This is a genomic window from Pseudophaeobacter sp. 1A09344, assembly GCF_041008745.1.
In the GTDB taxonomy this organism is placed as follows: domain Bacteria; phylum Pseudomonadota; class Alphaproteobacteria; order Rhodobacterales; family Rhodobacteraceae; genus Phycobacter; species Phycobacter gallaeciensis_A.
Genome location: NZ_JAXGFS010000001.1, coordinates 585,028 through 599,464, shown reverse-complemented (window position 1 = coordinate 599,464; position 14,437 = coordinate 585,028). Strand labels below are relative to the sequence as shown.

General features: G+C 60.0%; 11 protein-coding genes. 5 read left to right on the top strand and 6 right to left on the bottom strand.

Going from position 1 to position 14,437, the window contains the following annotated elements; translation table 11 throughout:
- Positions 1-117: 117 nt before the first annotated feature.
- Complete coding sequence (locus tag SM765_RS02715) at positions 118-1,521, bottom strand: aminotransferase-like domain-containing protein (RefSeq protein WP_274837007.1); 1,404 nt, start codon at positions 1,519-1,521, stop codon at positions 118-120.
- Positions 1,522-1,614: 93 nt separating this feature from the next.
- Between SM765_RS02715 and SM765_RS02710 the strand changes: the two genes are divergently transcribed.
- The 3 genes from SM765_RS02710 to speE all read left to right on the top strand — a co-directional run bounded on the left by SM765_RS02710 (position 1,615) and on the right by speE (position 3,419).
- The gene (locus SM765_RS02710) at positions 1,615-1,848 is read left to right on the top strand and encodes a DUF1127 domain-containing protein (RefSeq protein WP_274828059.1); all 234 of its coding nucleotides are present in this window, start codon (positions 1,615-1,617) and stop codon (positions 1,846-1,848) included.
- 216 nt (positions 1,849-2,064) lie between these two features.
- Positions 2,065-2,571 carry an adenosylmethionine decarboxylase gene (speD, locus tag SM765_RS02705; RefSeq protein WP_274837005.1) on the top strand — a complete coding sequence of 169 codons (507 nt, stop codon included), beginning with the start codon at positions 2,065-2,067 and terminating at the stop codon, positions 2,569-2,571.
- On the top strand, positions 2,568-3,419 hold the full coding sequence (gene speE / locus SM765_RS02700; RefSeq protein WP_274834036.1) for a polyamine aminopropyltransferase: 852 nt from the start codon (positions 2,568-2,570) through the stop codon (positions 3,417-3,419). The genes speD and speE overlap by 4 nt, the downstream gene beginning before the upstream one ends.
- A gap of 90 nt (positions 3,420-3,509) precedes the next feature.
- Here speE and ccmE read toward each other — a convergent pair whose 3' ends face one another.
- The 5 genes from ccmE to SM765_RS02675 form a co-directional block, all read right to left on the bottom strand.
- Positions 3,510-3,953: a cytochrome c maturation protein CcmE gene (ccmE, locus tag SM765_RS02695; protein WP_065270195.1), complete on the bottom strand. Its 444-nt coding sequence runs from the start codon at positions 3,951-3,953 to the stop codon at positions 3,510-3,512.
- A 36-nt stretch (positions 3,954-3,989) separates the two neighbouring features.
- Positions 3,990-5,018: an N-acetyl-gamma-glutamyl-phosphate reductase gene (gene argC, locus SM765_RS02690; protein WP_274837003.1), complete on the bottom strand. Its 1,029-nt coding sequence runs from the start codon at positions 5,016-5,018 to the stop codon at positions 3,990-3,992.
- Between the two features lie 131 nt (positions 5,019-5,149).
- Positions 5,150-5,959 carry a glutamate racemase gene (gene murI, locus SM765_RS02685; RefSeq protein ID WP_274837001.1) on the bottom strand — a complete coding sequence of 270 codons (810 nt, stop codon included), beginning with the start codon at positions 5,957-5,959 and terminating at the stop codon, positions 5,150-5,152.
- A gap of 24 nt (positions 5,960-5,983) precedes the next feature.
- Positions 5,984-6,916 (bottom strand): lysophospholipid acyltransferase family protein, encoded by a 933-nt coding sequence (locus tag SM765_RS02680; RefSeq protein ID WP_274837245.1) that lies wholly within the window; start codon positions 6,914-6,916, stop codon positions 5,984-5,986.
- 222 nt (positions 6,917-7,138) lie between these two features.
- The gene (locus SM765_RS02675) at positions 7,139-10,564 is read right to left on the bottom strand and encodes an indolepyruvate ferredoxin oxidoreductase family protein (protein WP_274837000.1); all 3,426 of its coding nucleotides are present in this window, start codon (positions 10,562-10,564) and stop codon (positions 7,139-7,141) included.
- A 178-nt stretch (positions 10,565-10,742) separates the two neighbouring features.
- Here SM765_RS02675 and SM765_RS02670 point away from each other — a divergent pair, with 178 nt between their 5' ends.
- The gene (locus SM765_RS02670; RefSeq protein WP_065273448.1) at positions 10,743-11,648 is read left to right on the top strand and encodes a LysR family transcriptional regulator; all 906 of its coding nucleotides are present in this window, start codon (positions 10,743-10,745) and stop codon (positions 11,646-11,648) included.
- A gap of 521 nt (positions 11,649-12,169) precedes the next feature.
- A complete protein-coding gene (gene purL, locus SM765_RS02665; protein ID WP_274832190.1) occupies positions 12,170-14,335 on the top strand; it encodes a phosphoribosylformylglycinamidine synthase subunit PurL in 2,166 nt (721 codons plus the stop codon).
- Positions 14,336-14,437: the final 102 nt, after the last annotated feature.

The window sequence follows — 14,437 nt, the reverse complement described above, 5'->3', positions numbered from 1 at the left end:
CACCTGAATTCGATGGACGGGGTTTACGGGGATCTCCGCACTGCGTCAACACAGCAAAACAACAATTTATCACGCAAAATCAGCGTGTTAAAAAATAGGTATCAAAATACCCCACACCTAGACGCTGATTTGCTCGGGCGGGTTGTCCAAAAGGCTGCGCAAACGCAGCATCGCGTCTTCGAACTTAGCCAAAGAAACCTGCCCATTGATGGTGATGCGCACAGCATTGGGCGCGCGGCCATCCCTCAGGGCGAATTCATCGGCTGACCTGATCTGCACACCTGCGGCTTCTGCCGCGCGAGTAAAGGCAGCGGAGCGCCAGCCTGCAGGCAGTTTCAGCCAGAGGAACGGGACCTCGTCTTTCCATGTCAGCTCAAACGCACCAAGGGCATTCACCGCCACACGCACATATTTGGCCATTTCCTTGCGCACCTCTTTGGCCAGCTCCTTGCTGCGCGGGTCCGAAAGCAAGACGCGGATCAGCTCGGCCAGCGGCTGCGACAGGCCGAAAAAGCTGTATTCCGCTGACCGGCGCAGATCCTGTTCGTGGCCTTTGGGCGCGAGGGCAAAACCGACGCGCAGCGCCGGCGTCAAAACCTTCGAGATCGAACAGACGTGCCAGGTGATATCCGGCGCCAGAGCGCGATAGCTGGGCGCACCGGCCTCTCCCATGCGATAGCAATCATCTTCGATGATCTGCAACTCATGCCGCCGCGCGACCTTGATGATCTCCTCGCGCCGTTTTTGCGGGGTAAACAGCCCGGTCGGATTGTGCACCTCGGGACTGGTACATAGAACCGTCGCGCCCGTCTTGCGGATGGCAAGCTCCAGCGAATCCGGACGAATCCCGTGTTCGTCCATCCCCACCCCGACAACCTTGGCCCGGAGCAGTTCAGACGCACGACGAAAGCCGGCATAAGAAAGATCCTCGACCAACAGCGTGGGCTGCGCGTCCTTCAGGACCGCCTGCAGCACCGTGAGGATGCCGTTCTGACCGCCATGGGTCAGGACCACCTGGCTTTCATCAAGCGGCCCCAGCGGCTGATCTGACAGCCACTCCACCACCGCTTCGCGCACCGGGCGGTAGGCGTCACGGGTCGGGTAGTTCAGGAACATCAGCGGATCAGCGGCGGCGACCTTCTTCATCGCCTCCCGGATCGCAGCCACCTGCCCCACATCGGCAAGACGCGGGCTGAACAGGCTGACATGGTTGGGATCGCTTTCCTCCCGAAGGTGCAATTCGCGGGACCAGACATCATCCATGACCTTGGTCTGCCGCTCAGCGACAAATGTACCGCGCCCGACCTCCGCCTGCAGAAGTCCTTCGTCCGTGAGGGTGGAATAGGCCCGCGCCACCGTGCCGGGGGTGATGCCCAGCTGATAGGCCAGATCGCGCACCGGCGGCAACTTTGTACCAACACGCAATGTATCGTTTTCCACCGCTGCGCGGATTGTATCGGCCACCCGCTGATACTTCGGTCCAGGCTTATCACCTAGGCTCGGCGCCCAAATTGTACCCATTACAATGCTTCCTTAGACAGCTGAGTCGGAACTTTGTATCAAGTGATCGTACCAACAACACAGGATTGTATCAATACAATAAAGGATCTGACCATGACACAGCACGCGACCCCTGCACATTCCAGCATCACCTTTCTGACCAATCAGCCCACCCTGCCGGTGCTGGCTCAGGTCGCGGTGACGTTCGCGGTTCTGATGACGAAATGGTCCGTCCGACAGCGCAGCCGTAAACAGCTCCGCCACCTGACCCCGGAACAATTGCAAGACATCGGGCTCTCCCGCGAGGATGCCCATTATGAAGCCACTCTTCCGTTCTGGCGCCCCTGATCCCCGGGTACCGGAACCACCTGACGGCCGGGGCCAGTTCCCCGGCCTTTTTTCTTTTCAATCATTTCAAAGCCCCTGGTAAATTTTTCCTTGATCGAATCTGCCATGGGGCCTAGACGCGCCTCACTTTCGGCACCGATCCCAACCCCGGACCCTTATCCGGGGGGGCGCTAAGGGCCGGCTGGATTGTCATCTACTGGAACGAAGGGGAGTGTCATGAAAGACGCCAACCTCTTCCAACTGGGGATCGGTCTGGAGACAGGCGCCCAAGAGGAAGATACCGCCCGCAGTGTACCCGCTGCGATCATCGAAACCGTTGTGGACAGCGACCGCGAAGACCATTTCATCCGCCGCGATGGAAAAGTATTCGCCGGAACCCATCTGATCATCGAAGTCATGAACGGCACGGGCCTTGATTGCGAGACCCGCATTCAGAACGCCTTCCGCAAATGCGTCGAGGTTTGCGGCGCCACGCTGCTGCACATCCACACCCATAAATTCTCGCCGCAAGGCGTGTCGGGCGTGGCCGTGCTGGCCGAAAGCCATATCTCGGTGCACACCTGGCCGGAAATCGGCTATGGCGCCTTTGACGTCTTCATGTGTGGCGATGCAGAGCCCTGGCGCGCCGTCGACGTGCTGAAAGAGGCCTTTGCGACCGATCACGTGGAGGTCCGGGAACTTCTGCGCGGGGAGGAGCTGATCGCCAAGGAGGTCGCGGCATGAGCGAGACCTGGATCACCGAACGCCTGCACGATCACTACGCGCAGAGCCTGCGCGTGGATGAGATGCTTTATGACAGCAAGACCGAGCATCAGCGCCTGAAGGTCTTTCAGAACGGTACGTTCGGCCGCATCCTGACGCTGGATGACGTAGTGCAGACCACCGAAGGCGACAATTTCATCTACCACGAGATGCTGACCCATGTGCCGATCCTGGCCCATGGGGCCGCAAAACGTGTGCTGATCATCGGCGGCGGCGATGGCGGAATGGCCCGCGAGGCGCTGCGTCACGCCTCGGTCGAACATGTCACCATGGTCGAGATCGACGCCGGTGTGGTGGATTTCTCAAAGGAATACCTGCCGATGCTGAGCCAAGGCGCCTTTGACGATCCGCGGCTCAATCTGGTGATCAACGATGGCGCGGCCTTCATGCGTGAAACAGATCAGAAATTCGACGTGATCGTGGTCGATTCCACCGATCCGATCGGCCCGGGCGAGGTGCTGTTCACCAATACCTTCTACGGCCACGCCGCCCGCGCGCTCACCGATGACGGTATCATCGTCACCCAGAACGGCGTGCCTTTCATGCAAGGGGACGAGCTGACCGGCACAATGCGCGCCTTCAAGACGCTGTTTGCCGATCACAGCTGCTATCTGGCGACAATCCCGACCTATGCGGGTGGTCCGATGGCCTTTGGTTGGGGCAGCCACTCCAAATCCGCGCGCACCGTGTCGCTGGCCGATCTGGAAAAACGCTTTGCCGCTGCCGGGATTGAAACCGATTACTACACGCCCGACGTGCACAAGGCGGCTTTCGCCCTGCCCGGCTATGTGAAGAAACTCTTCCCATAAGACCTGCGCCATGCGCAGGCTCTGCTGAGACAAAAACGGGGGCCAAGGGCCCCCGTTTTCATTTGGTACTGTTTTGGAATGTTCCGAACCTCAGGCGTCCGGCTCCTGGTAGACGCCCTGTTCCTTCAGCGCGTCCACGACTTCCTTGGGCATGTAGGTCTCGTCATGTTTCGCCAGAATTTCAGAGGCTTCGAACACACCGTTGACGTAACGGCCTGTGCCGACCATGCCTTGATTTTCCTCGAACAGATCCGGCAGCACACCCGCGTAAGTCACTGGCACGGTTGCGCCGCCATCAGTCACAGAGAACCGCACGGTTTCGCCCTGACCGCGCACCAGACTGCCATCTTCGACCAGACCGCCAATACGGAAAACCTCTGTCGGCACCGGCGGCTCGGCCATCACCTGACTGGGCGAGCGGAAGTAATTGATCCCGTCCCGCATCGCGTAACCGATCAAAGCCGTCGACACGATCAGGGCAACGGTCGCCAATGCGATCACCTGAATGCGACGCTGCTTTTTGAGGTTTTTCATATCGTTACCGTCCTGTGCTCGTCCGGGTCTGGCGCCCTAGGGGAACAGCGGCGCCATCATCAGACCCGCAGTTTCATCTTCACCTAACATCAGATTGGCGTTCTGCAAGGCCTGGCCGCTGCTACCTTTTGTCAGGTTATCCAGCGCCGCAATGACAATGGCCCGCCCTTCGATCCGGTCAGCGGTCACGCCGATATGACAGAAGTTGGAGCCGCGCACGTGGTGGGTGCTTGGCGCCGCGCCAAAGGGCAGAACCTCGACGAAGGGTTCATCGGCATAGGCCGAAACGAATGCCGCGTGAATCGCCTCGGCGTCGCCTTTGACATAGGTCGTCGCCAGAATACCCCGGTTGGCGGGAACCAGATGCGGGGTGAACTGCACCTTGACCGGACGCCCGGCCAGTTTCGAGAATTCCTGATCGAATTCACCCAGATGCCGGTGCGTGCCACCGATGGCATAGGCATTGTAGCCCTCGCTCAGCTCCGCATGCAGCAGGTTTTCCTTCAGGGCCCGACCCGCACCAGAGACGGCGCATTTCAGATCGAGGATGATTTCATCCAGATCAATCAGGCCAGAGGTGATCAGCGGCCGCAGCGCAAACTGCCCGGTGGCCGCATTACAGCCAGTGCCGGCCACCAGCCGCGCGCCCCGGATCTCATCCCGGTAGAATTCGGTAAGGCCGTAAACAGCCTCTTTCTGCTGCTCCAACGCAGCATGGGGGTTGCCGTACCATTTCTCGTACTCCGCCGGATCGCGCAGCCGGAAATCCGCCGACAGATCGACGATCTTCAGATCCTTCGGCAGGGCAGCGATCACTTCCTGGCTGGTTTTATGCGGCAGAGCGCAGAAACACAGGTCGATCTTGGAAAAGTCGATCTCCCCGATCTTGCACAGGGTTGGCAGGTCCAGATGGCGCAGGTGCGGGAACACCTCGGCCATGGACAGCCCCGCCTTACGCTCAGCGGCGAGCGCCGCGATTTCAATGCTGGGGTGCTGGGAAATCAGCCGCACCAGTTCCGCGCCGGTGTAACCGCTGGCGCCAAGGATAGCCACTTTGTGGGTCATGTCAGACCTCGTCTTTTGAATTTACGTGATTTGTACCGCAGCAACAGGCGGTGGGAATAGGGAAAACTGCCGCAGCTGACAGGCGATCCGCCCGAGGGACGACAGAAAGCCGTCCCCGTGGAAGCGCCGGATCAGGCCGCTTCAAAGGTGATTTGTCGTCGCAAGAACTGGGTCGCATGGGTGCTGACCCGCGCCGGATCGCCAGTGGTGTAGAACCCTGCCTTGCCGGAGCCGTACATATCCGGGTGCCGCTCAAGGTAATCAGCCAGACTGTCGGCGACCAGATCGCCCTGGCTGAACACTTTGACCTGTGGGCCAAGCGCCTCCTGAAAGGTCTTTTCCATCAACGGATAATGGGTGCAGCCCAAGATGGCAGCCTCGGGATGCGGCATCTTGCGCAAGAGCGCATCCACATGGCTGCGCACCAGCGCCTCAGCCAGGATCATGTCGCCTTCTTCGATGGCGTCGACAACACCGCCACAGGCCTGCGCTTCCACATCGACACCGATGGCGCGAAAGGCCAGTTCCCGCTGGAACGCCCGACTGGATACTGTTGCAGGCGTTGCGAACAGCGCCACATGCTTCACCGCAACCTCGCGCGGCGGCGAATTATCGCCCCACTGGCGCTCGGTCAGTGCTTCGATCAGCGGCACAAAGACGCCAAGCACGCGCTTGCCCTTGGGCAGCCCGCCCTCCTGCATGCGCCGCAGCGCCGCCGCCGAAGCGGTGTTACAGGCCAGGATCACCAGATCGCAGCCCTTGTCCCACATATCTTCCACGGCGGCCTTGGTCAGCTGATAGACATCCTCGGCATCGCGTACGCCATAGGGGGCGTGAGCACTGTCGCCGTAATAGATAAGGTCAACCTCCGGCAGACGCCGCTGCACAGCGTCGAGCACGGTCAGACCGCCCAGACCAGAATCAAAAATGCCTACTGCCATGTTCTTCTTTCGCGGATGCCACGTTCAGGCGCGATGTTTCTCTTCAAACTCGAACCCGCGCAAGCCCGGATCGAGAGGAGTCGGAGACAGCTCATACGTCGCTTTGCGCAGGAAATCCATCATTCCTTTGGCATCCCCGGTCAAAGGGTCAAGTTTGTCGCGCCCGATCGCCTCCCCGATCACCACCCGCACCGGCGTATCGACCCGCTTGTGGAACTCCTTGATCAAGAGCCCCATGCGCAACGTAGCGTGCAGATGGCTGGCGATCTGAAACAAGCGCGAAGTGTGGCCGTCAAAATAGACCGGCACCACAACCGCATCGGATTTGGCAATCATCCGCGCGGTAAAGCTGCGCCAGCCCGGATCCATCGGCCGGGCAAAGGGCGTTGCTCCCGTGGAAACCGTGCCGCCCGGAAAGATCCCGATGGCGCCGCCCTGCCCCAGATAACTGAGCGCCGTTTTGCGGGTCTCAAGGTTTGTGCGCAGCGCATCCTTGGTTTCGGCAAAATCGATCGGCAAGATGATACGGTTCAGGTCTTCCGACTTGCCGAACACCTGATGCGCCAGAATACGAAAATCCCCGCGCGTTTCGGCAAGGATGTGCCCCATCATCAGCCCATCAAGGATCCCATAGGGATGATTGGCGATCAGAACGACCGGCTTGTCGCGCGGAATATTGGACAGCGCGCCGCCGATGATCTCCAGCGACAGACCATAGCGTTCGGCGATGACGCTCCAAAAACTGCGCCCACCCGCGACCTCCTGTTCATACCCCCGCGCGCGTCGGATCAGCTTCAGACGGCCCGTGGTATTCTCTATCATTCGGATCACCAGACGCCCCGAACGGGTCTGCGCCGAATGCGCGTAAGAGATCTCCCGCGCGATCTGGCGCGCGCTGGACCGGATTTTTCCAGGACGGGATTTTCTTGATTGGGTATTGCCGGACAGTTGCTGCATCTCGGACATGGGCTGGGTCTTTCTGGACGGAATCACCAAGGTGACCGGTTAGGCATAACAGCCTCTCAGATCCGCGTAACAGGCTTATGACCCGTCCTGCGGCAGGATCCCGCGCCCTGCCCCAGAACGCAGCAGCGCCGCGCAGATGCGCGGCGCCGGGCCCAACGGGCAAGAGGCAACCGTCCGGCTGTCACCTGCCGGGCGGGAGAACACCCCTGCGGCTTATTCGGCCGCTTTCTTCATCGGAGCACCGCCCTGACGCAGAACCGCCAGCAGTTCTTCGCGTCGTTTCGCCGCCTTCTGCTCGCTTTCCATCTTCACCGGACCAAAGCCACGGATCTGCAGCGGCAGTTCGGCCAGAGCGACCAGCGGGTCCATGATCTCAGGTGAGGCTTTTGCCAGCCATTCCTTCATGTCGCGCTCGTATTGCTTGATCAGCGCCCGTTCCATCTTGCGCTCGGCGGTATAGCCAAAGATATCGAGCGGCGTGCCGCGCAGACCTTTGAACTTCGCCAGCAGCTTCAGACCGCGCTCCATGCTTGGGCCGAAACGGCGCTTTTTCGGGCGTCCGTTGGCGTCAACCCCGCCCAGGATCGGCGGCGCCAGATTGTAAGAGATCTTCAGATCGCCCTCAAACTGCGCCTCGGCCTTTTCGCGGCTGCTCAACAACAGGCGCGCCACCTCGTATTCGTCCTTATAGGCCAGCAGCTTGTGATAGCCCTTGGCGACGGCTTCCTTCAGGCGCGCATCGTCGATGCCATCCAGCATCTTCATATAGCGTTTGGCCAGCCCCTTGCCCTGATAGGCGGTCAGATGATCCTGCCGGTAGGCGATCTTTTCATCCAGCGTCTTGGGCAGTTCCACCACATTGGCAGGCTTGATTAGCTTGGCCACCTCTTCGGGGTGCAGCACCGCCCAGCGACCGATTTCAAAGGCACGCAGGTTCTTTTCCACCGCAGCGCCGTTCAGCTCGATCGCCTGGGTGATTGCCTCAAGGCTGACTGGGATCAGACCGCGTTGGAAAGCCCCGCCAAAGACCATCATGTTGGAGAAGATCGAATCTCCCATGGTGGCCTGCGCCAGCTGCGATGCGTCGAACATATCGAGCCGCTCGCGCAGGCGTGCCTCCAGCGCCACCTCAAGCCGGTCAGTGGGCAGCTGGAAATTGGTGTCGCGAGTGAAATCGCCGGTGATGATCTCGTGGCTGTTCACCACACCGCCGGTCTGACCTGTGCGCATCAACCCGATGGTCTTGGCGCCCGCACTTACCACCAGATCGCCACCGATCAGCGCGTGTGCCTCACCGGTGGCGACGCGGATGGCGCTGATGTCATCAGGCGTTTCGGCAATGCGGCAGTGGATATGCACTGCGCCGCCCTTTTGTGCGAGGCCTGCCATCTCCATCATGCCGGCACCTTTGCCGTCGATTTGGGCAGCCTGCGCCAGCACCGCGCCGATGGTCACAACGCCAGTGCCACCAACGCCGGTGATCACCACGTTATGGGTGCCTTCGATCTTGGGCAGGTCGGGCATCGGCAGATCGGGCAGCTTCAGCTCGGCCGTGGCCTCCTTGCGGATCTTGGCGCCTTCGATGGTCAGGAAGGACGGACAGAAGCCGTTGAGACAAGAGAAATCCTTGTTACAGGACGACTGATCAATCGCCCGCTTGCGTCCCAGTTCGGTTTCCTTGGGAACGATAGAGACGCAGTTGGATTGCACCCCGCAATCGCCGCATCCTTCGCAGACGTCCGAGTTGATGAACACGCGCTGATCGGGATCGGGGAACAGGCCCCGCTTGCGACGGCGGCGTTTTTCGGCGGCGCAGGTCTGGACATAGATGATGGCAGAAACGCCTTCGACCTCTTCCATCTGCTTTTGCACGTTCATTAGCTCGGCTCGCTCATGGGTGGGAACCCCGGCTGGGAACTGCTTGAAATCGATCTCTTCTTTCTCGTCATAAACGATGGCGAGATGCTCCACCCCCATCGCCTTCAACTCATGCGCGATGCGATAAGCGCTGAGACCACCTTCGTTACCCTGACCGCCAGTCATGGCCACCGCATCGTTATAGAGGATCTTGTAGGTAATATTGGTGCCTTCGGCCAGCGCAGCACGGATCGCCTGCACACCGGAGTGGTTATAGGTGCCATCGCCAAGGTTCTGGAACACATGCTTGCGCTTGGAGAACGGCGCCTCGCCGATCCAGTTGGCGCCTTCGCCGCCCATATGGGTGAAGCCCATGGTCTCGCGGTCCATCCACTGCACCATGAAGTGGCAACCAATCCCGGCATAGGCACGGCTGCCCTCAGGGATCTTGGTCGAAGAATTGTGCGGGCAACCCGAGCAGAAATAAGGCAGGCGCGCGGCGATTTCTTCGGCGTTGTCGGCGCGGCGCGCCTCGTCCAGGCTGGCCAGCCCGGCGCGGATTGCTTCGGTGTCGCGGCCCTCTTCGATCAGAATCTCGCCCAGCTTCTCGGCGATCATGATGGGGTCGAGCGCATAGCGCGTCGGGAAGAGTTCCGGCCCGTGCATGGAGCCCGCTCCGCCGCCCTTGTGCCAGCCGTAAACCCGGCGACCACGGCGGTCGTCAAAGATCGCCTCCTTGATCTGCACCTCGATCAGCTTGCGCTTTTCCTCGACCACGACGATCAGATCCAGACCTTCGGCCCAATCGTGAAAGCCCTTCATGTCCAGCGGCCAGACCTGACCGACCTTGTATGTGGTGATGCCCAGACGTTCGGCCATGGCCTCGTCGATATTCAACAGAGACATGGCATGGACCAGATCCAGCCAGTTCTTGCCCGCGGCCACGAAACCGATCTTGGCACCGGGTTTGCCCCAGATGCGTTTGTCCATCTTGTTGGCGTGGCTGAATGCCTCGGCAGCAAAGCGTTTCTGGTCGATGATCCGGTCTTCCTGCTGGAAACGATCATCCACCAGGCGGATATTCAGCCCATCCTGCGGCATGGTAAAATCGGGGGTAACCAGTTTCACCCGATCCGGGCTCGCATCCACGACCGAGGTTACCTCGATGGTGTCCTTCATCGTCTTGAGGCCGACCCAGAGACCGGAAAACCGGCTGAGCGCGTAGCCATAAAGCCCGAAATCCAGGATTTCTTGCACACCAGCGGGGCTGAGGATCGGGAGGTAGGCATCCATCAGCGCCCATTCGGACTGGTGCAGCACGGTGGAGCTTTCGCCGGTGTGGTCGTCGCCCATCGCCACCAGCACGCCGCCATTTTTGGAGCTGCCGGCCATATTGGCGTGGCGGAAGGCATCGCCGGCGCGGTCAACGCCCGGCCCCTTACCATACCAAAGGCCGAATACGCCGTCGAATTTGCCTTCACCACGGATTTCGGCCTGTTGCGCACCCCATAGGGCGGTGACGGCCAGATCCTCGTTCAAACCATACTGAAAGGTGACATCGGCCTCTTTCAGCTGCTTTTCGGCCCGGCTCATCTGCATGTCTACAGTGCCAAGCGGCGATCCGCGATAGCCGGTAACAAGCCCAGCAGTGTTGAGACCGGCAGCCGTGTCCCGCGCCTTCTGCATCAGCATCAGGCGCACAAGCGCCTGCGTGCCGTTCAGCATGACAGGCGATTTGCTCAGATCATATTTGTCATTCAACGAGATCTTTTGCGTGCTCATCCGGTCCTCCCAACCACAACTGGCTTGCAATAATTTCCATCGATATTAGGTCACAAATACTGACCTGTATACCCACTGTTGTCAATATCCCCCTCCGGAAGCGCGCTTCTGCATTCGGAAATTGATCCAAGTGTCAGGTTTCATATAGGCTGATATGGGCACAACGAAAGTAACGGATATGGACTGGGACAAGCTTAGAATTTTTCACGCCGTGGCAGATGTCGGCAGCCTGACCCACGCCGGGGACAAGCTTAACCTGTCGCAATCCGCGGTCAGCCGCCAGATTCGTGCACTTGAGGAAAGCCTGAACGCGACGTTATTTCACCGTCACGCGCGCGGTCTGATCCTGACCGAACAGGGCGAGCTGCTGTTTGACGCGACCAAATCCATGTCCAAACGGCTCGAAGCGGCTTCGGCCCGGATCCGCGACAGCGAAGACGAAGTGTTCGGCGAATTGCGCGTCACCACGACATTCGGATTTGGCACCCTGTGGCTGGCACCCAGGCTGACGAAGCTCTTTGAACAATATCCCAATCTGAAAATCGACCTGATGCTGGAAGAGCGGGTTCTGGACTTGCCCATGCGCGAAGCCGACGTTGCGATCCGGATGAAAGAACCGAGCCAGGCGGACCTGGTGCGCAAGCGACTGATGACGGTTCAGATGCGACTTTATGCGTCTCGCGCATATCTGGACCGCAACGGCACGCCGCAGACCGCCGAAGATATCAAGAACCACCGTCTGATCTGCCAGAACCAGAATTCGGCACAGGTCGGTTCTGCAGCTGTGCTGGTCCAGAAACTGATCACCCACGGTCCGGGCTCGATGCTGTCGGTCAACAACTACTTCGGGGTCCTGCAGGGCGTGCTGCACGATCTGGGAATCGGCATCCTGCCTGACTATGTCACCGAGGATTTCCCCGATCTGGTACAGGTTCTGCCGCATGAGGACACCAGTGGTGTGCCTGTCTACCTGGCCTATCCGGAAGAATTGCGTCACTCGCAGCGGGTGTCAGCTTTCCGCGATTTCGTGCAAACCGAGATCATGGCGCACCGCAAACATATGAAAGAGATGGGGAAACTCTGACCTTAGGTCAGTAGGCGTTAAGCTATGCATAACATGCATACCAGAAATGACGCAATTTGAGACGGAAAATTCTTGAAGCAGAGAAGCTCTATCCCTAAATGACCCTCATGAAGACGGCGCCAAGGCGCACTTCATACCTCCCTGTTGGACTTCGGCCGAGCTTAGTGCTCGGCCTTTTTTTTGGCCATTTGGTCCAGTTCCTGAGGCTTTCAATCAGGTCTCACGCCACTCGGAAGCGCCGGACACATTCAACGTCTCGCATCCACACCGCCAGCTGCAACCCTTTCCCCGGTGATCATTGCCCAGTTTTCTGACATGCACGGATAATGACGGCATTTTCCGGCTCCCAATGACAACCTGCACATTTTTCAGGCAATTCGAGCATGGCACCCCTCCTCAAGCCGGACCTTCTCACAGCGACGAAACGCCCTGCCTTCAATGATACATACGCTTTGCCCTTCCCCCGTGCGCTTCCTTGCCCTAAAAGGCGCGCAACCGCAGCCACTGGGGATACGACACGGATGCAGGAACCAGCAATCACGCCCGAACTGATTGAAAACCACGGACTGAACTCCGAGGAATATCAACTGATCCTCGAAATCATCGGACGGGAACCCACCTTTACCGAGCTGGGCATCTTCTCGGCGATGTGGAACGAGCACTGCTCTTACAAGTCGTCCAAGAAATGGCTCCGCACCCTGCCGACCGAGGGGCCCCAGGTCATCTGCGGTCCGGGTGAAAATGCCGGTATCGTCGATATCGGCGATGGCGATGCGGTAGTCTTCAAGATGGAAAGCCACAACCACCCCTCTTACATCGAACCCTATCAGGGTGCGGCAACCGGGGTTGGCGGCATCCTGCGGGACGTCTTTACCATGGGCGCGCGGCCAATCGCCTCGATGAACTCGCTGTCCTTTGGTGAGCCGTCCCACCCCAAGACCCGGCAGTTGGTCAACGGTGTGGTCGAAGGCATCGGCGGCTACGGCAACTGTTTCGGTGTGCCCTGCGCAGGCGGCGAGGTCCGCTTCCACTCTGCCTACAACGGCAACTGCTTGGTGAATGCATTCGCTGCGGGTCTCGCAAAGACCGACAGCATCTTCTACTCCGCCGCATCCGGTGTCGGCATGCCGGTGGTGTATCTGGGCGCTAAGACCGGACGTGACGGCGTCGGCGGCGCCACCATGGCCTCGGCCGAATTCGACGACACCATCGAGGAAAAACGCCCCACCGTTCAGGTTGGCGACCCCTTCACCGAAAAACGCCTGATGGAAGCGACGCTGGAGCTGATGCAGACCGGCGCGGTGATCTCGATCCAGGACATGGGCGCGGCCGGCCTCACTTGTTCGGCGGTGGAAATGGGCGACAAGGGTGAGCTTGGCATCAAGCTGAACCTCGAAGACGTCCCCCAACGCGAAGAAGGCATGACTGCCTATGAAATGATGCTATCGGAATCCCAGGAGCGGATGCTGATGGTGCTGAAGCCCGAGAAAGAGGCCGAAGCCAAGGCAGTGTTCGAAAAATGGGACCTCGATTTTGCCATCGTCGGCGAAACAATCGCCGAGGACCGTTTCCTGATCCAGCACAACAACGTAGTGATGGCCGACCTACCGCTGTCGAAACTGGCGTCCTCTGCGCCGGAATACGACCGGCCCTGGGTCGAAACGCCCGCCGCAGAACCGCTGACTGATGCGGATGTGCCCACTATCGATCCGATCGACGGCCTGAAGGCGCTGATCGCCTCACCGAACTACGCCGGAAAACAGTGGGTCTATGAACAGTACGACACCACCGTGATGGGCGACACCGCCCGCCGCCCCGGCGGGGGCTCCGGCATCGTCCGGGTGCATGGCACCGGCAAACAGTTGGCCTTTACCAGCGATGTGACGCCGCGCTACGTCAAAGCGAACCCCTTTGAGGGTGGCAAACAGGCGGTAGCCGAGGCTTACCGAAACCTCTCTGCCGTGGGCGCCCTGCCTCTGGCGACGACTGACAACCTCAACTTCGGCAACCCGGAAAAGCCCGAGATCATGGGCCAATTCGTCGGCGCCATCAAAGGCATCGGCGAAGCTGTTGCTGCGCTCAACATGCCGATCGTTTCGGGCAACGTCTCGCTTTATAACGAGACCGACGGACAGGGAATCTTGCCCACCCCAACCATCGGTGCCGTGGGTCTGATCGCCGAGGGCGAAGAGGCGATCACCGGTGAAGTGCGCGAAGGCCATATCGCCCTGCTGATCGGTGAAACCACTGGCCACCTGGGCCAGTCGGCCCTTCTGGCGGAAGTCTTCAACCGCGAGGACGGGGATGCGCCGACGGTGGATCTGGAAGCGGAAAAGCGTAACGGCGAATTCATCCGGGCCAACCGCGAGCTGATCAAGGCCTGCACCGATCTGGCGGATGGCGGTCTGGCGCTGGCGGCCTTTGAACTGGCCGAGGGCGCTGGCGTTGGCGTCCAGATCGATGCCGGTGACACCCCGACCCTGTTTGGCGAAGATCAGGCCCGTTATCTGGTCGCCTGCAACTTTGATCAAGCCGAAGGTCTGATGCTGGCAGCCGGTCAGGCCGGTGTCAGCGTCACCACCGTGGGCCGTTTCACCGGTGACACGGTAAAAATCGGTGGCAGCGAAGCGCCGCTGGAAGAGCTGTCGCAGATTTTCCGCAGCAGCTTTGCCGAGGCCGTCGCCTGATATCAAACACAAACGGGCGCCCTCCCGCGCCCGCAGGTGCCCTTGCCTATGGCAAGCCCCCCTTTACGGCCTTGGGCCCGGCAGCGTGCATCGCGCGCTGCC